This is a genomic window from Streptomyces sp. HUAS TT7 (genome assembly GCF_051550175.1).
Classification (GTDB): domain Bacteria; phylum Actinomycetota; class Actinomycetes; order Streptomycetales; family Streptomycetaceae; genus Streptomyces.
Window position 1 is genome coordinate 6,514,835 of sequence record NZ_CP196175.1, and the last position, 20,649, is coordinate 6,535,483.

General features: G+C 70.3%; 16 protein-coding genes. 12 read left to right on the forward strand and 4 right to left on the reverse strand.

Going from position 1 to position 20,649, the window contains the following annotated elements; all coding sequences use genetic code 11:
* Nucleotides 1-120: 120 nt before the first annotated feature.
* The gene (locus ACSHXC_RS29295) at nt 121-777 is read right to left on the reverse strand and encodes an MBL fold metallo-hydrolase (protein ID WP_438294444.1); all 657 of its coding nucleotides are present in this window, start codon (nt 775-777) and stop codon (nt 121-123) included.
* Nucleotides 778-798: 21 nt separating this feature from the next.
* Nucleotides 799-1,488, reverse strand: a complete 690-nt coding sequence (locus ACSHXC_RS29300; RefSeq protein ID WP_438294445.1) for a maleylpyruvate isomerase family mycothiol-dependent enzyme — start codon at nt 1,486-1,488, stop codon at nt 799-801.
* Between the two features lie 222 nt (nt 1,489-1,710).
* Between ACSHXC_RS29300 and uvrA the strand changes: the two genes are divergently transcribed.
* Nucleotides 1,711-4,725 carry an excinuclease ABC subunit UvrA gene (gene uvrA, locus ACSHXC_RS29305; RefSeq protein ID WP_438294446.1) on the forward strand — a complete coding sequence of 1,005 codons (3,015 nt, stop codon included), beginning with the start codon at nt 1,711-1,713 and terminating at the stop codon, nt 4,723-4,725.
* A 218-nt stretch (nt 4,726-4,943) separates the two neighbouring features.
* Here the strand turns inward: uvrA and ACSHXC_RS29310 are convergent, their stop codons facing one another.
* The gene (locus tag ACSHXC_RS29310; protein WP_438294447.1) at nt 4,944-5,834 is read right to left on the reverse strand and encodes a carbohydrate kinase family protein; all 891 of its coding nucleotides are present in this window, start codon (nt 5,832-5,834) and stop codon (nt 4,944-4,946) included.
* A gap of 187 nt (nt 5,835-6,021) precedes the next feature.
* Between ACSHXC_RS29310 and ACSHXC_RS29315 the strand changes: the two genes are divergently transcribed.
* Nucleotides 6,022-6,450 (forward strand): Rieske (2Fe-2S) protein, encoded by a 429-nt coding sequence (locus ACSHXC_RS29315; protein ID WP_189961243.1) that lies wholly within the window; start codon nt 6,022-6,024, stop codon nt 6,448-6,450.
* 20 nt (nt 6,451-6,470) lie between these two features.
* On the opposite strand, the gene ACSHXC_RS29320 is transcribed toward ACSHXC_RS29315, so the two are convergent.
* Nucleotides 6,471-7,394, reverse strand: coding sequence for a hypothetical protein (locus tag ACSHXC_RS29320; protein ID WP_438294448.1), 924 nt, complete (start codon nt 7,392-7,394; stop codon nt 6,471-6,473).
* Between the two features lie 238 nt (nt 7,395-7,632).
* On the opposite strand from ACSHXC_RS29320, the gene ACSHXC_RS29325 reads away from it, so the two are divergent.
* The 10 genes from ACSHXC_RS29325 to tpiA all read left to right on the forward strand — a co-directional run bounded on the left by ACSHXC_RS29325 (nt 7,633) and on the right by tpiA (nt 20,634).
* Complete coding sequence (locus ACSHXC_RS29325) at nt 7,633-8,241, forward strand: papain-like cysteine protease family protein (protein ID WP_385998925.1); 609 nt, start codon at nt 7,633-7,635, stop codon at nt 8,239-8,241.
* Nucleotides 8,242-8,246: 5 nt separating this feature from the next.
* Nucleotides 8,247-9,071 (forward strand): hypothetical protein, encoded by an 825-nt coding sequence (locus ACSHXC_RS29330; protein ID WP_438296889.1) that lies wholly within the window; start codon nt 8,247-8,249, stop codon nt 9,069-9,071.
* A 113-nt stretch (nt 9,072-9,184) separates the two neighbouring features.
* Nucleotides 9,185-11,245 carry an excinuclease ABC subunit UvrC gene (gene uvrC, locus ACSHXC_RS29335; protein ID WP_438294449.1) on the forward strand — a complete coding sequence of 687 codons (2,061 nt, stop codon included), beginning with the start codon at nt 9,185-9,187 and terminating at the stop codon, nt 11,243-11,245.
* Nucleotides 11,242-12,186 (forward strand): RNase adapter RapZ, encoded by a 945-nt coding sequence (rapZ, locus tag ACSHXC_RS29340; RefSeq protein ID WP_438294450.1) that lies wholly within the window; start codon nt 11,242-11,244, stop codon nt 12,184-12,186. Before uvrC ends, rapZ begins: the two co-directional genes overlap by 4 nt.
* Nucleotides 12,183-13,205 (forward strand): gluconeogenesis factor YvcK family protein, encoded by a 1,023-nt coding sequence (locus ACSHXC_RS29345; protein WP_438294451.1) that lies wholly within the window; start codon nt 12,183-12,185, stop codon nt 13,203-13,205. Before rapZ ends, ACSHXC_RS29345 begins: the two co-directional genes overlap by 4 nt.
* On the forward strand, nt 13,196-14,185 hold the full coding sequence (gene whiA, locus ACSHXC_RS29350; RefSeq protein WP_053729332.1) for a DNA-binding protein WhiA: 990 nt from the start codon (nt 13,196-13,198) through the stop codon (nt 14,183-14,185). The genes ACSHXC_RS29345 and whiA overlap by 10 nt, the downstream gene beginning before the upstream one ends.
* Before the next feature lie 165 nt (nt 14,186-14,350).
* Complete coding sequence (locus tag ACSHXC_RS29355) at nt 14,351-17,299, forward strand: M14 family zinc carboxypeptidase (protein ID WP_438294452.1); 2,949 nt, start codon at nt 14,351-14,353, stop codon at nt 17,297-17,299.
* A gap of 210 nt (nt 17,300-17,509) precedes the next feature.
* A complete protein-coding gene (gene gap, locus ACSHXC_RS29360; RefSeq protein WP_053729334.1) occupies nt 17,510-18,520 on the forward strand; it encodes a type I glyceraldehyde-3-phosphate dehydrogenase in 1,011 nt (336 codons plus the stop codon).
* Between the two features lie 119 nt (nt 18,521-18,639).
* On the forward strand, nt 18,640-19,851 hold the full coding sequence (locus ACSHXC_RS29365; protein WP_438294453.1) for a phosphoglycerate kinase: 1,212 nt from the start codon (nt 18,640-18,642) through the stop codon (nt 19,849-19,851).
* A gap of 6 nt (nt 19,852-19,857) precedes the next feature.
* Nucleotides 19,858-20,634 (forward strand): triose-phosphate isomerase, encoded by a 777-nt coding sequence (gene tpiA, locus ACSHXC_RS29370; RefSeq protein WP_438294454.1) that lies wholly within the window; start codon nt 19,858-19,860, stop codon nt 20,632-20,634.
* The last annotated feature ends 15 nt before the right edge of the window (nt 20,635-20,649 follow it).

Below are 20,649 nucleotides of genomic sequence, written 5' to 3' on the forward strand. Positions count from 1 at the left end.
ACGCGTGCACCGTCGATTGTCAGTGGCGGGTGCCACGATCGAGGCATGGACTTCTGCGGCGCGGCGTACGGATCGGTTCCCCCGGCGGGCCCGGCGGCGGAACACGCCGCCGGGCGGCGGCTACCAGCCGCGTGCGTGCCACTCCGGGAGGTGGGGGCGCTCGTCACCCAGGGTGGTGTCGTTGCCGTGGCCGGGATAGACCCAGGTCTCGTCCGGCAGGGTGTCGAAGAGCTTGGTCTCGACATCGCGGATGAGGCTGGCGAAGGCCTCGGGGTCCTTCCAGGTGTTGCCCACGCCGCCCGGGAACAGGCAGTCGCCGGTGAACACATGGGGGTGGCCGTGCGGGTCGACGTAGACCAGGGCGATCGAGCCCGGTGTGTGGCCGACGAGGTGGCGCGCGGTGAGCTCGACGCGGCCGACCCGGATCGTGTCGCCGTCCTCGACGGGGACGTCGGTCGGGACCGGGATGCCCTCGGCGTCATAGCGGCCCGCATAGGTGCGCGCGCCCGTCGCGGCGACGACCTCGGCGAGCGCCTGCCAGTGATCGCCGTGCCGGTGGGTGGTGACGACGGACGCGATGCCGTCGTCACCGATCAGCGTGAGCAGCGTCGAGGGGTCGGCCGCCGCGTCGATGAGCAGCTGCTCGCCGGTGGTCCGGCAGCGCAGCAGGTACGCGTTGTTGCTCATCGACCCGACCTCGACCTTGGAGATCATCAGGTCCGTCAGCTCGTGCACATCGGCCGGACCGCCGGCCTTCACCGCTCCGCTGTACGTCATGGGCTCAGCCTATCGCCGGAGTCACAGCGGGGGCAGGGCGGGCAGCGCGCCGCCGGTCACCTTGAGGGCGGCGCCGTCACGCCGTCCCGCGAGCCAGCCGACGAGGTCCGCGGCGGTTCCGCTCACCTGGACCGGGCCGCCCTCGGCGCCGCCTCCAGTGGTCCAGCTCCGGCCGCTGTCGTCGGTCAGGGCGATCGACGGAAGGTCCTGGTGCCCGGCGAACCGCTCGGTGAGGAAGTCGGTCTCGCGCCGGACGAAGTCCGCGGGGAGGTCTTCCAGCTCATGGCCGATCCCGAGGTCCACGTGGTGCAGCTCGACCTCGATGAGGCGGCGGAAGGGCACGCGGGCGGCGGCGTCGGTGACGCCGTTGCGCAGCTCCACCGTGCGCGACCAGTCGGCGGGCAGCTCGCCCTGGGCCTGGAAGCCGGCCGCGCTCTCGCGCACGTCGGCGAGCTGGGCGTCCAGCGGGCGGGGCGCGTCGCGGTCGATGTCCGCGTCCCGGGCCTCGGCACTCGGATACATGGGCCGCCCGGCCAGCACGTTGACGAGCGCATCCGCGTTCCGTGCGATATGGGCCAGCACGTGGCCGCGGCTCCAGCCGGGCAGCCGTGACGGCTCGGCAACGGAGGCGTTGTCCAGTGCGGCGACTGCGGTGAGCAGCCGTTCGGTGGCTTCGCGTACAGAGGCCAGGTCGCGCGCGTGATCAATCATGGCGCCGACGATAGCCCCGCCACTCGTCCGGGTGAAGGTGGCCGGACGAGTCCGTAAATCGAATGCGCGTGCTATACGCTCGTAGTCGGTTCCCTTCTCGGACCCGTTTCGGAACGTGTCCGGATCCATCCAAGAATCAACAACATCACCGTGGCGCCCCCCATACCCTGGGACGGGGGCTCCTGGAGCTCCCTCGCTCTCTCTAGAAAGGTGCGGACCGGCGTGGCCGACCGTCTCATCGTCCGTGGCGCGCGCGAGCACAACCTGAAGAACGTCTCGCTCGACCTGCCGCGCGACTCCCTCATCGTCTTCACCGGGCTCTCGGGGTCGGGCAAGTCCTCCCTCGCGTTCGACACGATCTTCGCCGAGGGGCAGCGCCGCTACGTCGAGTCGCTCTCCTCGTACGCCCGCCAGTTCCTCGGCCAGATGGACAAGCCGGACGTCGACTTCATCGAAGGTCTGTCGCCCGCCGTCTCCATCGACCAGAAGTCGACCTCGCGCAACCCGCGCTCGACGGTCGGCACCATCACCGAGGTCTACGACTACCTGCGTCTGCTCTTCGCGCGCATCGGCAAGCCGCACTGCCCCGAGTGCGGCCGGCCCATCTCGCGCCAGTCGCCGCAGGCCATCGTCGACAAGGTGCTCGAACTGCCCGAGGGCAGCCGCTTCCAGGTGCTCTCGCCGCTGGTGCGTGAGCGCAAGGGCGAGTTCGTCGACCTGTTCGCCGACCTCCAGACCAAGGGCTACAGCCGGGCCCGGGTCGACGGCGAGACCATCCAGCTCGCCGAGCCGCCCAAGCTGAAGAAGCAGGAGAAGCACACCATCGAGGTGGTCATCGACCGCCTCACGGTGAAGGACACCGCGAAGCGCCGGCTCACCGACTCCGTGGAGACCGCGCTCGGCCTCTCCGGCGGCATGGTCGTGCTCGACTTCGTCGACCTGGCGGCCGACGACCCCGAGCGCGAGCGAATGTACTCGGAGCACCTGTACTGCCCGTACGACGACCTCTCCTTCGAGGAGCTGGAGCCGCGCTCCTTCTCCTTCAACTCGCCGTTCGGCGCCTGCCCCGACTGCACCGGCATCGGCACCCGCATGGAGGTCGACCCCGAGCTGATCATCCCGGACGAGGACAAGTCCCTCGACGAGGGCGCGGTCTCGCCGTGGTCGCTCGGCCACACCAAGGACTACTTCGCCCGCCTGGTCGGCGCGCTCGCCGACGAGCTGGGCTTTCGCACCGACATCCCGTGGGCCGGGCTTCCGCAGCGCGCCAAGAAGGCGCTGCTGTACGGCCACAAGACCCAGATCGAGGTCCGCTACCGCAACCGGTACGGCCGCGAGCGGGCGTACACCACCTCCTTCGAGGGTGCGGTGCCGTTCGTCAAGCGGCGCCACTCCGAGGCGGAGAGCGACGGCGCCCGCGAGCGCTTCGAGGGCTACATGCGCGAGGTGCCCTGCCCCACCTGTGAGGGCACGCGCCTCAAGCCCTTGGTCCTCGCGGTCACCGTGATGGAGCGGTCCATCGCCGAGGTCTCCGCGATGTCGATCAGCGACTGCGCGGACTTCCTGGCCGAGCTGAGGCTCAACAGCCGCGACAAGAAGATCGCCGAGCGGGTCCTGAAGGAGGTCAACGAGCGGCTGAAGTTCCTGGTCGACGTCGGCCTCGACTACCTCTCGCTCAACCGCGCGGCCGGCACGCTCTCCGGCGGCGAGGCCCAGCGCATCCGGCTCGCCACCCAGATCGGCTCCGGCCTGGTAGGCGTGCTCTACGTCCTGGACGAGCCGTCGATCGGGCTGCACCAGCGCGACAACCACCGTCTGATCGAGACACTGGTCCGCCTTCGCGACATGGGCAACACCCTGATCGTCGTCGAGCACGACGAGGACACCATCAAGGTGGCCGACTGGGTTGTCGACATCGGCCCGGGCGCCGGTGAGCACGGCGGAAAGGTCGTCCACAGCGGCCCGTTGAAGCAGCTGCTCAGCAACAAGGAGTCGATGACCGGCCAGTACCTGGCGGGCAAGAAGTCGATCCCGCTGCCCGACATCCGGCGGCCCATGGATCCCACGCGCCGGCTCACCGTGCACGGCGCCAAGGAGAACAACCTCCAGGACATCGACGTCTCGTTCCCGCTCGGCGTGCTGACCGCCGTCACCGGCGTCTCCGGTTCGGGCAAGTCGACGCTGGTCAACGACATCCTGTACACGCACCTGGCCCGCGAGCTGAACGGGGCGCGCAGCGTGCCCGGTCGGCACACCCGGGTCGACGGCGACGACCTCGTCGACAAGGTCGTGCACGTCGACCAGTCGCCCATCGGCCGCACCCCGCGGTCCAACCCGGCGACGTACACGGGCGTCTTCGACCACGTCCGCAAGCTGTTCGCGGAGACGATGGAGGCGAAGGTCCGGGGTTACCTCCCCGGCCGGTTCTCCTTCAACGTCAAGGGCGGGCGCTGCGAGAACTGCTCGGGCGACGGCACCATCAAGATCGAGATGAACTTCCTGCCGGACGTGTACGTCCCGTGCGAGGTCTGCCACGGGGCGCGCTACAACCGGGAGACGCTGGAGGTCCACTACAAGGGCAAGTCCATCGCCGAGGTGCTCGACATGCCGATCGAGGAGGGCCTGGAGTTCTTCGAGGCCGTCCCGACGATCGCCCGTCACCTGCGGACGCTGAACGAGGTCGGGCTCGGGTACGTCCGGCTCGGGCAGTCCGCGCCGACCCTGTCGGGTGGTGAGGCCCAGCGCGTGAAGCTCGCCTCCGAGCTCCAGAAGCGGTCCACGGGGCGGACGGTGTACGTGCTCGACGAGCCCACCACCGGGCTGCACTTCGAGGACATCTCAAAGCTGATCAAGGTGCTTTCGGGCCTTGTCGACAAGGGGAACTCGGTGATCGTCATCGAGCACAACCTGGACGTCATCAAGACGGCGGACTGGGTGGTGGACATGGGGCCCGAGGGCGGCAACGGGGGTGGTCTGGTCATCGCCGAGGGCACGCCCGAGCAGGTCGCCTCGGTGCCGGCCAGCCACACGGGGAAGTTCCTGCGGGACATTCTGGGGGCGGACCGGATCAGCGACGCGTCTGTTCCGGTGCGGAAGCCGGTGAAGAAGGCGGCGGCCAAGAAGGCGGTTTCTGCGGCGAAGGCCGCGCCTGCCAAGAAGACGGCCTCTGCTCGGACGGCTTCCGGCGCCAAGAAGGCGGCGCCGGCGAAGAAGGCGACCCGGGCTCGCAAGGCGTGAGTTCCCCACCCCGCCCCTTCCCGAGACCCTCCGGGGGTTGGAAGGGGCGGGAGGGCCGGCTTTCTGGGGCTCCGCCCCAGACCCCGGGAGCTTGCCCACCCGCTCGCGGGTGCAGGGGGTGGAGAAGGCCGAGCCCTGGGGCTCCGCCCCCCAGACCCCCACGAGGGGCGCCCGCCCCTCGAACCCCGGGGCGGGGGCGTTGAGCCCCACCCGCCTCCTCAGTCCCTCCCCACCTCCTCCGCCGTGGGCGGCTGCGCGCCCTCTCTCGTGCAGGTCAGGCCCGCTGCTCTCGCCGCGTAGCGGAGTACCTCCGGCCAGTCGGCGGTGGCCAGTGCCTCGCAGGTCGGAAGGCGGTGCAGGAGCGCTGCGTTCACCGTGTCGCCCGCGCCGATCGTGTCCGCCACCGCAACCCGCTCGGCGGGGACCGAGTGTTCCGTGCCCTTCGATGTGTGGGCCGTCAGGCCTGCCGCGCCCCGCGTCACCACCACCGCTTCCGGGCCCGCCGCCAGCCATTCCTCCACCCCGCCGCCCAGCCACTGCGCGTCCTCCTCCGAGAGTTTCAGGAGGGACACGTACGGCAGCCAGCTTCTGAAGCGGGTTCGGTAGGCGTCCGGGTCCGGGATCAGGCCCGGGCGGATGTTCGGGTCCAGGAGGGTGAGGATGCCTCTGGCCGACTCCCGGCGGAGCAGCGCCTCGTACGCCGTCGCGCCCGGTTCGAGTACCAGGGAGCACGTGCCCAGGGCCAACGCGCTGACCGAGGGCGGGAGTTGAGGGGGGAGTTCGAAGAGGCGGTCGGCGGTGCCGTCCGCGTAGAAGCTGTAGCGCGCGGAGCCGTCCGGCGCGAGGCTCGCCACCGCCAGCGTCGTCGGTTCCGGGCCGCGCTGCACCAGGGACGTGTCCACCCCGGCCGAGCGCAGCCCGCCCAGGAGGGCCTCGCCGAAGCCGTCCGTGGACACCCGGGAGCAGAAGGCGGCCCCCGCGCCGAGCCGGCCCAGGGCGACCGCGGTGTTGTACGGGCCGCCACCCGGGCGTGGAGCCAGCGGCCCCAGCGGATCCTCTGGGTGCTGCGGCACCAGGTCGATGAGGGACTCTCCGGCGACGACGATCACGGCCCAGAACGTAACCCATCCCGCCACCGCTCCGGCAGCCCCGGCGCAGGGCGGGTGATCTGCGCCGGTATCGTCGAATGCGCAACCGACCATGAGCGGTGCGCACGACCAGGAACAACGACCAAGAACAGTGATTCCGTCACGACCAGTGACCCAGTCACGACCAGTGATCAGTGTGGAGATACCCATGACCGGCCAGCCCGCCGCCCGTCGCACCGTGCTGAAAGGCGCCGCCCTCGCCGGGGCCGCGGGGGTCGGCGTGGCCGCCTGCTCCACCGACTCCAAGCTCGGCCACGCCGAGACGCCGACCCCGACCGCTCCCGAACCGCTCGGCTCGCCCGACGCGGTCCCGGTCGGCGGCGCCAAGCTCTACCGCGAGCAGCGGGTCATGGTGTCCTGCCCGGCGAAGGGCGAGTACCAGGCGTTCAGCGCCCAGTGCACGCACGCCGGCTGCCTCCTGGAGAAGATCGAGGACGGCCACGCGAACTGTCCCTGCCACGGCAGCCGCTTCAACGTGATGACCGGCAAGCCCGTCCAGGGCCCAGCCACCGTGCCGCTGCCCAAGGTGCCGGTCAAGCTCAAGGACGGCCAGCTGGTGGCCGGCCCCGACGCCTGAGCCGCAACGCCCCCGAGCGCTCACTCCCAGTCCCAGTCGATCCCCAGGATCCCCGGCCGCACCCCCTGCTCCACCAGGTGCACCGAGCGGTGCCGCCCGCTGAGGGTGAGGTCGCTGCGGCCGGAGCGGGTGGCGCCCGTGGAGGTCTGGGCGAAGCGGCGGCAGCGGGCCGGCAGGGCCTGCTCGTCGAACCGCACCTGGAGGACGTACTGGCCGCCCGCGAAGGCGAAGCCGCGTACGTACTCCCGGCTCGGCCCGCCCGTACCGTCCTCGAAGCCGTATCCGAACAGATGCGTCTCGCCGGCCCGCAGCCGGGTGTCGAAGAGCAGCTCGGCGACCAGGACCCCGCTGGCGGCGTCCCAGCGGACGCGGCCGGTGCGGCAGTTCTCGCCCGCGCGCACCTCGACCCGGGCCGGATCGCAGCCGGCGTCCCCGCGGTGGATGGCCAGATAGCGGTCGATGCCGTCGCGGTGGGCCCGTACGACGTGCTGCGAGTCGCGGCCGCACAGTTCCCGGGCCGCGCCGATGCGGATGCGCTCGTGGTGGCCGACGGTGTGCAGGCCGCCGTCCACCGGGGACTCCAGCTCGCCGATGAGCTGCTCCACCACCCCCGACGCCTCGACGAGCGAGCGGTAGGAGCGCCCGGCGGGCCGCTCGACGTCGGCCGCCGAGGTGTCGTCGAGGAGGCGCAGCAGGGAGTTCGCGGGCAGTCCGAGCACCTCTTCCAGGCCGCGCACCGCGCGCAGCGACTCGGGCCGCTGCGGCCGGCGCGCCCCCTGCTGCCAGTAGCTCAGGCTGGTCACGCCGACCTTGATGCCGCGCCCGGCGAGATGGTGCTGGACCCGCTGGAGCGGCAGGCCCCGGACGGACAGGGCGGCGCGCAGTGCCAGGTGGAACGGGCCGGTGTGCAGCACCTGCGCCAGATCGGCCTCGGTGTGGAGCATGGGGGACTCCTCAGTGAACGTTCACGGTGGGGGGTGGGCGCGAGGCTGCGTCAGGTCGGGGAAAACCTGGTGGCGGCAGGGGAGTTGTTCACACTCCGGCCACTTCGTTCACACCCGCGTCCCACCCCGCATTGAAGCGCGTTGACCTGTTCTCGACAACGTCCGATGCTCAACCACAAGCGTCCGGACGCGATCCTCCACCATCCCCAACCCCCCACCCCGCCATGGGAGGAACGCGATGCGCAGCAAGAAGAGACGGCTGTCCGCCCTCACCCTCGTGGTGGCGGCCCTGTTTGCCGCCCCCACGGCAACGGCCACCGCCGCCCCGCACAGTGACAAGCCGGTGCCCGCCGCAGCCGCCGCGGCGAGCTCCAAGAAGCTCAACATCACGATGCAGTCGCAGCAGAAGAACAACTGGTGCTGGGCCGGCAGCGGCAACACCATCGCCACCTGGTTCGGCCGCAACTACACCCAGAACCAGTTCTGCAACGCGGCCTTCGGCCGGGCGCAGGGCTACGACTGCCCCAACTGGCAGGCGGACCTGGGCAATGTGCAGAACGCCCTGGACTGGGCGGGCATCAACTCGGGCTCGTACGTGTCCGGTTGGCTGCGCTACTCGACCGTACAGACCGAGATCAACAACAACCGTCCGATCGAGACCCGCATCCAGTGGTCCAGCGGCGGCGGTCACATGCACGTCCTGTACGGCTACGACGACGCCAGCAGCTGGGTGTACTGGGGCGATCCCTGGCCCTCCAGCACCCGCTACAACTGGGCCTCGCACGCCTGGTACGTCGACAACAACTCCTTCTCCTGGACCCACTCGCTGTACCGGATCGGGGCGTGACGACGATGAAGTTGACCCGCCTCGCACCCGCCGCACTGGCCGCGGCCCTCATCGGTCTCGCGGCCCCGCACGCCTTCGCCGACCAGGCGCCGCTCGCCTCCGCCGAGTCGAAGGCCGCGGCCCACCGGGCCGCGTCCGCCCCCGCCACCCTCGACACGCTCTCCCGCTTCTTCGCGCGGGACGGCAAGGTGGCGCTGAAGGCCGCCGCCCCGCACATCGAGGGCGACGCGGTACCCGTCTACGCGCTCTCCCCGCAGTTCGTGGCGGGGAAGGCGGGCGCACCCGTCGCACAGCTGGAATACCTGGCCTCCACGGCCGTCTCCTCGGACGGCCAGAAGGCCTCGCTGTGGACGGTTCAGCAGGGCTCCGCCTGGACGGTGGTCAACATAGCCACCGGCGACGACGAGTCCCGTTACGCCGCGGCCGGGGCCGCGAAACTCCCCGGCGGCACCGTGTTCCAGGAGCCGCAGATCAACGCCTGGTACGTCGAGAAGGGCGACAAGGTGCTGCCGCTCGACGAGGACGCCGTCAAGGCGATCGGCGCGAACGGCACCACGCTCGCCGCCTACCAGAAGCGCGTCTCCAAGGCATACGGCGACAAGCTGCCGGGGTCGGCCTACGACAGGTCGGGCAAGGCCGGCGGCTATGCGGAGACGGCCGAGGAGACCAGGGCCCAGGCCGCCCAGGCCGCCCGGGCCGCGGCCGTCGCCGGGGGTGACACCCCCTTGGCCGCGGTGTCCGCCGTGGCCGGGGCGGGCGCGCTCCTCGCGCTCGGCCTCACCGGCACGGTGGCGCTGCGCAGGCGCCGCCGCCCGGCCGGGCAGGCGTAGCACCGGGACCGGTGCGGGGGCCGCCGCGACGGCGCGCCCCCGCACCGGTCCGTTCACCGCCCGACCCCATGGGAGAGGCCGGGTTGTCAGCCCCCGCCAGTAGGGTGGTGGGCATGGCAGACCCCTCCAGCTACCGCCCCAAGCCGGGACAGATCCCCGACTCGCCGGGGGTCTACAAATTCCGCGACGAACACCGCCGGGTGATCTACGTCGGGAAGGCGAAGTCCCTGCGCCAGCGCCTCGCCAACTACTTCCAGCCGTTGACGAGTCTGCACCCGCGCACGGCCACGATGGTCACCACGGCCGCCTCCGTGGAGTGGACCGTCGTCGCCACCGAAGTGGAGGCGCTGCAGCTCGAATACTCCTGGATCAAGGAGTTCGACCCCCGCTTCAACGTCAAGTACCGCGACGACAAGAGCTATCCGTACCTCGCGGTGACGCTGAACGAGGAGTTCCCGCGCGTCCAGGTCATGCGCGGCGCCAAGAAGAAGGGCGTGCGCTACTTCGGCCCGTACGGGCACGCCTGGGCGATCCGCGAGACCGTCGACCTGATGCTCCGCGTCTTCCCCGTGCGCACCTGCTCGGCGGGCGTGTTCAAGCGCTCGGCCCAGATCGGCCGGCCCTGTCTGCTCGGCTACATCGGCAAGTGCGCGGCCCCCTGCGTCGGCCGCGTCACCCCCGAGGAACACCGCGAACTGGCCGAGGACTTCTGCGACTTCATGGCCGGCCGTACGGGGACGTACCTGCGCCGCATCGAGCAGCAGATGATGGCCGCGGCCGAGGACATGGAGTACGAGCGGGCCGCCCGCCTTCGCGACGACATAGAGGCGCTTCGGAAGGCGCTGGAGAAGAACGCGGTCGTCTTCAACGACGCCACCGACGCCGACCTCATCGCGGTCGCCGAGGACGAGCTGGAGGCGGCGGTCCAGATCTTCCACGTACGCGGCGGCCGGGTCCGCGGCCAGCGCGGCTGGGTCACCGACAAGGTCGAGGCCGTCGACACCGCGGGCCTCGTCGAGCACGCGCTCCAGCAGCTGTACGGCGAGGAGACCGGCGACTCCGTGCCGAAGGAGGTCCTGGTCCCGGCGCTCCCCGAGGACGCGGAGGCGGTGAGCGGCTGGCTCGCGAGCCGGCGCGGCTCGGGCGTCTCGCTGCGCATCCCGCAGCGCGGCGACAAGAAGGACCTGATGGTGACGGTCGCGCGCAACGCCCAGCAGGCCCTCGCGCTGCACAAGACCAAGCGGGCCTCCGACCTGACGACCCGCTCGCGGGCCCTGGAGGAGATCGCCGCGGCCCTGGACCTCGACAGCGCGCCGCTGCGCATCGAGTGCTTCGACATCTCGCACCTCCAGGGCGACGACGTCGTGGCGTCCATGGTGGTCTTCGAGGACGGTCTGGCCCGCAAGAGCGAGTACCGGCGCTTCCAGATCAAGGGTCGTGTCGGAGACACGCAGATCTGGCACGGCGAGGGCCAGGACGACGTCCGGTCCATGCACGAGGTGATCAGCCGCCGCTTCAGGCGCTACCTGGCCGAGAAGGCGCGCACGGGGGAGTGGGTCGAGGAGGAGAGCCAGGAGAGCGGCGAGCTGCCGGGGCAGGTGTCCGGCCAGGTGTCCGGTGAGGTGTCCGCGCTCCAGGAGGAGGACGGCCGCCCCAAGCGGTTCGCCTACCCGCCGCAGCTCCTCGTCGTCGACGGCGGGCAGCCGCAGGTCGCCGCCGCCAAGCGGGCCCTTGACGAGCTGGGCATCGACGACATCGCGGTGTGCGGGCTCGCCAAGCGGCTCGAAGAGGTCTGGGTGCCCGAGGAGGACGACCCGGTGGTGCTGCCGCGTTCCAGTGAGGGGCTCTACCTCCTCCAGCGGGTGCGTGACGAGGCTCACCGGTTCGCCATCACCTATCAGAGGGCCAAACGGACGAAGCGCTTCAAGGCGGGCCCGCTGGATGCCGTGCCCGGCCTCGGCGACACCCGCAAGCAGGCTCTGATCAAGCATTTCGGCTCGGTGAAGAAGCTCCGGTCGGCGACAATCGACGAGATCTGCGAGGTCCCCGGCATAGGCCGCAAGACGGCCGAGACCCTGGCCGCGGCCCTCGCCGAAGCGGTTCCGGCCGCGCCCGCCGTGAACACGGCGACAGGAGAGATCATTGAAGAGGACGACGGGGGCAGCACGCCATGACTGAGCAGCACGAAGAAGACCGAGAAGCGGGAGTACACGTGAGTACGGGCACGACGATCGAGGCCGGCGGGGCCGATGCGCCCATCCCCGAGCTGGTGATCATCTCCGGTATGTCCGGCGCGGGGCGCAGCACCGCCGCCAAGTGCCTGGAGGACCTCGGCTGGTTCGTCGTCGACAACCTGCCGCCCGCGCTGATCCCCACCATGGTGGAGCTCGGCGCCCGCTCCCAGGGCAACGTGGCGCGCATCGCCGTCGTCGTCGACGTGCGCGGCCGGAGGTTCTTCGACAACCTCCGCGAGTCGCTCGCCGACCTCGACGCCAAGGAGGTCACCCGGCGGATCGTTTTCCTGGAGTCCTCCGACGACGCCCTGGTGCGCCGCTTCGAGTCGGTGCGCCGCCCGCACCCGCTGCAGGGCGACGGCCGGATCGTCGACGGCATCGCCGCCGAGCGCGACCTGCTGCGCGAGCTGCGCGGCGACGCCGACCTGGTGATCGACACCTCCAGCCTCAACGTCCACGAGCTGCGCGCCAAGATGGACGCCCAGTTCGCCGGCGACGAGGAGCCGGAGCTGCGCGCCACCGTCATGTCGTTCGGCTACAAGTACGGCCTGCCGGTCGACGCCGACCTGGTGGTCGACTGCCGCTTCCTGCCCAACCCGCACTGGGTGCCCGAGCTGCGTCCGTACACCGGTCTGAACGAGGAGGTGTCGGGCTACGTCTTCAACCAGCCCGGCGCCAAGGAGTTCCTCGACCAGTACAGCGAGCTGCTCCAGCTGATCGCGACGGGCTACCGCCGCGAGGGCAAGCGGTACGTGACGATCGCGGTCGGCTGCACCGGCGGCAAGCACCGCTCGGTCGCCATGTCCGAGAAGCTCGCCGCCCGCCTCGCCTCCGAGGGGATCGAGACCGTCGTCGTCCACCGGGACATGGGGCGCGAGTGAAGGTGTACCGTCGGCGCACCGCCGGACCGGTGCTGCGCACCGGCCGCAAGCGGGGCGCCCAGCCCAAGGTTGTCGCACTCGGCGGCGGCATGGGCCTGTCCGCCTCGCTCGCCGCGCTGCGCCGCATCACCGGCGACCTGACGGCCGTCGTCACCGTGGCCGACGACGGCGGCTCCAGCGGCCGCCTCCGCGACGAGCTGGGCGTGCTCCCGCCGGGCGACCTGCGCAAGGCGCTGGCGGCCCTGTGCGGCGACGACGACTGGGGCCAGACCTGGTCCCGCGTCATCCAGCACCGCTTCCAGTCCAAGGGCGACCTGCACGAGCACGCGGTGGGCAACCTGCTGATCGTCGCCCTGTGGGAGCAGCTCGGCGACCATGTGCAGGCGCTGGACCTGGTCGGCAAGCTGCTCGGCGCCCAGGGCCGGGTCCTGCCGATGTCGGCCGTCCCGCTGGAGCTGGAGGCCCTCGTACGGGGTCACGATCCGGGGCGTCCCGACGACGTGGACACCGTGCGCGGCCAGGCCACCGTGGCGCTCACGCCCGGCGAGGTGCTCTCCGTGCAGCTCGTCCCGCACGACCCGCCGGCCGTCCCCGAAGCGGTCGCCGCGGTGCTCGACGCGGACTGGGTGGTGCTCGGCCCGGGCTCCTGGTTCTCCTCCGTCATCCCGCATCTGATGGTGCCCGAACTGCTCGACGCGCTCACCGAGACCAAGGCCCGCAAGGTCCTTTCGCTGAACCTCGCGCCACAACCGGGTGAAACCGATGGCTTCTCTCCGCAGCGTCATTTGGAGGTTTTGGGACGACACGCCCCTAAACTCGCCTTCGACGTGGTGCTGGCCGACGAGGCCGCCGTGCCCGACCGGGGGAGCCTGACCGATGCCGCCAAACGGCTCGGAGCCGAGGTCGAGCTGGCGCCGGTGGCCAGGCCCGATGGTTCTCCGAAGCACGATCCGGAGCTGTTGGCCGCCGCGTACGACCGTATTTTCCGGATGCATGGAAGGATCGGCCCATGGCGATGACGCCGGCGGTGAAGGACGAAATTTCCCGGCTGCCCGTCACCCGGACCTGCTGCAGGAAGGCGGAGGTCTCGGCGATTCTTCGGTTCGCGGGCGGGCTGCACCTGGTGAGCGGCCGCATTGTGATCGAGGCGGAGCTGGACACCGCGATGGCGGCACGCCGGCTCAAGCGGGACATTCTGGAGATCTTCGGGCACAGCTCCGAGCTGATCGTGATGGCTCCGGGCGGCCTGCGCAGAGGCTCGCGCTTCGTCGTACGCGTCGTGGCGGGCGGCGACCAGCTGGCCCGCCAGACCGGGCTCGTCGACGGCCGCGGCCGTCCCATCCGCGGCCTGCCGCCCCAGGTGGTCTCGGGGGCCACCTGTGACGCCGAGGCCGCCTGGCGCGGCGCGTTCCTGGCGCACGGCTCGCTGACCGAGCCGGGCCGCTCCTCGTCCCTGGAGGTCACCTGCCCGGGCCCGGAGGCGGCCCTCGCCCTGGTCGGCGCCGCACGGCGGCTCCAGATCGCGGCCAAGGCCCGCGAGGTGCGAGGTGTGGACCGGGTGGTCGTCCGTGACGGCGACGCCATCGGCGCCCTGCTCACCCGCCTCGGCGCGCACGAGTCGGTGCTGGCCTGGGAGGAGCGCCGGATGCGCCGCGAGGTCCGCGCCACCGCCAACCGCCTGGCCAACTTCGACGACGCCAACCTGCGCCGTTCGGCCCGCGCGGCCGTCGCCGCAGGGGCCCGCGTCCAGCGCGCCCTGGAGATCCTCGGCGAGGAGGTCCCCGAGCACCTCGCGGCGGCCGGCCGGCTGCGCATGGAGCACAAGCAGGCCTCCCTGGAGGAGCTGGGCGCGCTCGCCGACCCGCCGCTGACCAAGGACGCGGTCGCGGGCCGGATCCGCCGCCTGCTCGCGATGGCCGACAAGCGGGCCCAGGACCTGGGGATCCCCGGGACCGAGTCCAACCTGAGCGAGGAGATGGCGGACGGCCTGGTCGGCTGATCCCGCGCCCGTTGCTCAACTCGCTTCACCCGGCGCCCACTTGGTGGGCGCCGGTTCCGTCTCCGGCCCGTACCGGTGCGAAGTTCCGCGGTATTGACATGATCATGAAGTGTCATGAGCCTGGCGTCTGTCCACTTTCGTGGCAGACAACTGCAAGGGGGGCTCATGAGACGCAGAGCGAGAGCGATCCTCGCCGCTGCATCACTGCTGACGGCCGGACTGGTGGCGGCACCCGTCGCCCAGGCCCGTCAGGGCGGAGCGGACGGCGAGGGCATCGTCGTCTGGAACGCCCAGGTCAGCCGCGCACAGCTGCCGCTGCTCCTGGAGGCCGGTGCCGACGCCCAGGAGCTGGGCGCCGAGCTGCCCGCCAAGGGCTCGGCCGGAGTCGAGCTGTACCTCACCAAGACCCAGGCCGCGGCGCTGAGCGGCAAGGGCGTGAAGCTCACCGAGCACAAGATCTCCGCCCAGGCCCAGAGCCGCCTCAAGGCCGCGGGGGACGGCGTGTTCCGGCCGTACAGCGGCAAGAACGGGCTGAAGCAGGAGATCCTCGACACCGGCAAGGCCAACCCGTCCCTCACCAAGGTCGAGTCGATCGGCAAGACCGTCAACGGCCAGGACATCCTCGCCGTGAAGCTCACCAAGGGCGCCAACAAGTCCAGGGACGGCTCCAGGCCCGCCACGCTGTACATGTCCAACCAGCACGCCCGCGAGTGGATCACCCCCGAGATGACCCGGCGGCTGATGCACTACTACCTCGACAACTACGGCAAGGACCCGCGGATCACCAAGATCGTGGACTCCACCGAGCTGTGGTTCGTGATCTCCGCCAACCCCGACGGCTACGACTTCACGTTCACGCCCGGCAACCGGCTGTGGCGCAAGAACCTGCGCGACAACAATGGCGACGGCAAGATCACGCCCGGCGACGGCGTCGACCCCAACCGCAACTTCCCCTACAAGTGGGGCTACGACAACGAGGGTTCGTCACCCGATCCGGCGAACGAGACCTATCGCGGCCCGAGCGCAGGCAGCGAGCCCGAGACCAAGGCGCTCGACTCCTTCGAGAAGCGGGTCCACTTCAACTACGCCATCAACTACCACTCCGCGGCCGAACTGCTGCTGTACGGAGTGGGCTGGCAGGTGGCCACGCCGACCCCCGACGACGTCATCTACAAGTCCCTCGCGGGCACCCCCGACAAGCCGGCCATCCCCGGCTACCTCTCCGAGGTCTCCTCCGCGCTGTACACCACCAACGGCGAGGCCGACGGCCACGCGGCGAACGTCAACGGCACGATGATGTTCACCCCCGAGATGTCGACGTGCACGACCGCCTCGAACGTGGACCCCAACGACGAGTGGAACGCGGCCGACTGCCCGTCCGACTTCAACTTCCCCGACAGTGAGAAGCTGATCCAGGGCGAGTTCGCGAAGAACATCCCCTTCGCGCTGTCGGTCGCCGAGACCACCGCCCACCCCGACAGGCCCTCCTCCTCGGTCGGCATCGACGCCCCCGACTTCACGCCGGACACCTTCGCCACCTCGTACACCCGTGACGACGACCAGGAAGTCGCCGTCACCGTACGCAAGTCGGTGCGCGACAAGACCCTCAACTACCGCATCAACGGCGGCCGTACGCACACCGAGGACCTGGAGCCCTGGAAGGGGGGCCAGGTCTACGGCGGGCACGACAACCTCCGCTTCGACCAGTACCGCGCCAAGGTCGAGGACGCGGACGCCGGTGACAAGGTCGAGGTGTGGTTCACCGGGCGGACCGCCGCGGGCAGCAGGACCGCCAGTGCGCCCTTCACGTACACCGTGGCCGACCGGCCCAAGACGGACACCCTGGTGCTCGCCGACGAGGGCGGCACCGCCCCGGCCAAGAACGCCGCGCTCTACACCAAGGCGCTCGCCGACAACGGCAAGAAGGCCGCGGTCTGGGACGTCGCCACCCAGGGCACCCCGAGCGCGCTCGGCGTGCTGAGCCATTTCAAGAACGTTGTCTGGTACACCGGCGGCGCCCAGCCGGCGGCCGCCACGATGTTCGCCGTACGCGACTTCGTCAACGAGGGAGGCAAGCTGGTCAACGCGGGTGAACAGGCGGGCGGCAGCGTCGACTTGGGCGGCGGCGCCCTGTCCGACGACTTCTCGCAGTACTACCTCGGCGCCTACAACAAGGCCGGCCTCAAGTCCCCGCCCGCCTTCGCCGGAACCGGACAACTCGCCGGAGCCAAGGCCTCACTGGCCGCAGCACCCGGCAGCCCGCTGACCGCGGCCGGTGCGTACACGGTCACCTCCGACACCCTGAAGCCGAGCCAGTTCCCGCAGTTCAAGAGCGAAGCCGCCGGTGACTACCCCGGGGTCCGCAGCCCGTTCGAGCCCGCCGAGGGGTCCTGGTTCGCCGCGGCCAAGCACCGGGACAACGCCTACATGCGGCTCGCCCGCACGGTCGACCTGACGGGCACGGCGGCCAGTGCGCGGCCGAGCCTGGACTTCCAGCTCAGCTACGACACCGAGCCCGGCTACGACCAGGTGATCGTCGAGGCCCACACGGTCGGCCAGGACGACTGGACGACCCTGCCGGACGCCAACGGGGGCAGCACCACCAGCGTGCCCAGCCAGTGCGAACAGGGCTTCCTGCTCCAGGAGCACCCCTTCCTCACGCACTACCTCACGCTCGGCTCGCCCGCCTGCAAGGCGAGTGGCAGCAGCGGCGCCTGGAACCGCTTCACCGGCTCGTCCAACGGCTGGCAGCAGGTCGCCGTCGACCTCAGCAAGTACGCGGGCAAGCAGGTCGAGGTCGCCGTCTCCTACGTCTCCGACCCGGGCACCGGAGGCCTCGGCGCCTTCGTCGACGACACCCGCCTCGTCGTAGGCGGCACCCCGCAGGGAGCCGAGGGCTTCGAGACCTCGCTCGGTCCCTGGAGCGTGCCGGGACCGCCGGCCGGCAGCCCCGGAAACAGCGGCGACTGGGCCCGCTCCCAGGCGCTCTTCCACTCCTCGGCCGCCGTCACCACCCGTAACACCGTCCTCCTCGGTTTCGGCCTGGAGAACGTGCCCGCGGCCGCCGACCGCAAGCAGGTCATGGGCAAGGCGCTCAGCGCACTGCACCGCTGACACCGCGTAGTGGGGCCGAAGGTCCCTTGAGGTCCGTACCCGCAGGTAGGTACGGGCCTCGGGCCCGCCCGGGCGGCATATCGGAACCATCCGGGCGCGCTCGATGTCACCAGGGCCGCCCCGGGGAGGTAGGGTCGTAACCGGTCGGGGACATCCCATACAACTCGCCGGCGTCGAGAAACCCGGCGTACCTAACGAGGAGATCGGTTCGTGACGATCCGCGTAGGCATCAACGGCTTTGGCCGCATCGGGCGCAACTACTTCCGCGCGCTCCTTGAGCAGGGTGCTGACATCGAGATCGTGGCTGTCAACGACCTCGGTGACACCGCGACCACTGCGCACCTGCTGAAGTACGACACCATTCTGGGTCGTCTCAAGGCCGAGGTCACCCACACCGCCGACACCATCACGGTCGACGGCCACACCATCAAGGTTCTCTCCGAGCGCAACCCGGCCGACATCCCCTGGGGTCAGCTGGGCGTCGACATCGTCATCGAGTCGACCGGCATCTTCACCAAGAAGGCCGACGCCGAGAAGCACATCGCGGGCGGCGCCAAGAAGGTCCTCATCTCGGCTCCGGCCAAGGACGAGGACATCACCATCGTGATGGGCGTCAACCAGGACAAGTACGAGCCGGCGAACCACCACGTCATCTCCAACGCCTCCTGCACCACCAACTGTGTGGCGCCGATGGCCAAGGTTCTCGACGAGAACTTCGGCATCGTCAAGGGCCTGATGACGACGGTCCACGCGTACACCAACGACCAGCGCATCCTGGACTTCCCGCACTCGGACCTGCGCCGTGCCCGCGCCGCCGCCGAGAACATCATCCCGACCACGACCGGTGCCGCCAAGGCCACCGCTCTGGTCCTCCCGCAGCTCAAGGGCAAGCTCGACGGCATCGCGATGCGCGTGCCGGTCCCGACCGGTTCGGCCACCGACCTCGTCGTGGAGCTGCAGCGCGAGGTCACCAAGGACGAGGTCAACGCCGCGTTCAAGAAGGCCGCCGACGACGGCGACCTGAAGGGCATCCTGTTCTACACCGAGGACCCGATCGTGTCCTCGGACATCGTGAGCGACCCGGCTTCCTGCACCTTCGACTCCTCCCTGACCATGGTCCAGGAAGGCAAGTCGGTGAAGATCCTGGGCTGGTACGACAACGAGTGGGGCTACTCCAACCGCCTCGTCGACCTGACCGTCTTCGTCGGCGGCCAGCTCTGACCTCGGTCCGGTAGGCACCTGATGTGAGCTACAGGGCTCGGGCAGCGCAACGACGCGCTGTACGGGCCCTGTCGCCTGTCCAGACCGTCCGTCACGTACCTCCCAAGGAGTCACCCTTTATGAAGACGATCGACGAACTTCTCGCCGAAGGGGTCGCCGGCAAGCGGGTATTCGTCCGCGCCGACCTCAACGTGCCGCTGGCAGAAGGCCTCATCACCGACGACGGCCGCATCCGCGCCGTGCTGCCCACCATCAAGGCGCTCGTCGCCGCCGACGCCAAGGTCGTCGTGGCCTCGCACCTGGGCCGCCCCAAGGGCGCCCCGGACCCCCAGTTCTCGCTGCTGCCCGCCGCCGAGCGGCTCGCCGAACTCCTGGGCGCCCCGGTCGCGTTCGCCCAGGACACCGTGGGCCCCGCCGCGCACGACGCGGTCAACGGGCTGCAGCCCGGCCAGGTCGCGGTCGTCGAGAACCTGCGTTTCAACGCCGGTGAGACGGCCAAGGACGACACCGAGCGCGGCGAGTTCGCCGATCAGCTCGCGGCCCTGGCCGATGTGTACGTCGGCGACGGCTTCGGGGCCGTGCACCGTAAGCACGCCTCCGTCTTCGACCTCCCGGCGCGCCTGCCGCACTACGCCGGCTACCTCATCGCCACCGAGGTCGGCGTCCTCAAGAAGCTGACCGAGGACGTCAAGCGCCCCTACACCGTCGTCCTCGGCGGCGCCAAGGTCTCCGACAAGCTCGCCGTCATCGACGAGCTGCTGGGCAAGGCCGACCGCCTGCTCATCGGCGGCGGCATGGCGTACACCTTCCTGAAGGCCAAGGGCTACGAGGTCGGCATCTCCCTCCTTCAGGAGGACCAGATCCCGGTCGTCCTGGAGTACATGAAGCGCGCCGAGAAGAACGGCGTCGAGCTCGTGCTGCCCGTCGACATCCTGGTCTCCAAGGACTTCCCCGACCTGAAGACCAAGGCCCCGGCCGACTTCGAGACCGTCGACGCGGACAGGATCCCCGCGGACAAGGAGGGCCTGGACATCGGCCCCAAGTCCCGTGAGCTGTTCGCCTCGAAGATCACCGACGCCGAGACCGTCTTCTGGAACGGCCCGGTCGGCGTCGCCGAGCACCCCGACTACGCCGGTGGCACCACCGCCATCGCACAGGCCCTGCTCGACAGCAAGGGCTTCACCGTGGTCGGCGGCGGCGACTCCGCCGCGGCCGTCCGCAACCTGGGCTTCGACGAGTCGAAGTTCGGCCACATCTCGACCGGTGGCGGCGCGAGCCTCGAATACCTCGAGGGCAAGACGCTTCCCGGCCTCGCCGCACTGGAGGACTGAACACCCGTGAGCACCCGTACCCCGCTGATGGCGGGCAACTGGAAGATGAACCTCAACCACCTCGAGGCCATCGCGCACGTCCAGAAGCTCGCCTTCGCGCTCGCCGACAAGGACTACGAGGCCGTCGAGGTCGCCGTCCTGCCGCCCTTCGTGGACCTGCGCTCCGTGCAGACCCTCGTCGACGGCGACAAGCTCAAGATCAAGTACGGCGCCCAGGACATCTCGGCGCAGGACTCCGGTGCCTACACCGGCGAGATCTCGGGCCCGATGCTGTCCAAGCTGAAGTGCACCTACGTCGCCGTGGGCCACTCCGAGCGCCGCCAGTACCACGCCGAGACCGACGAGATCTGCAACGCCAAGGTGAAGGCCGCCTACAAGCACGGCCTGACCCCGATCCTCTGCATCGGCGAGGGCCTGGACATCCGCAAGGCCGGCCAGCAGGTCCAGTACACGCTGGCCCAGCTCGACGGCGGCCTCAAGGACATTCCGGCCGAGCAGGCCGAGTCCATCGTGATCGCGTACGAGCCCGTGTGGGCGATCGGCACCGGCGAGGTCGCCACCCCCGAGGACGCCCAGGAAGTGTGCGGAGCGATCCGCGGGCGCCTGGCCGAGCTGTACTCGCAGGAGCTCGCCGACAAGGTGCGCATCCAGTACGGCGGCTCGGTGAAGTCCGGGAACGTCGCCGCGATCATGGCCCAGCCCGACGTCGACGGCGCCCTGGTCGGCGGTGCCGCACTGGACGCCGACGAGTTCGTCAAGATCGTCCGCTTCCGCGACCAGTAAGTATGCGGTAGCGCG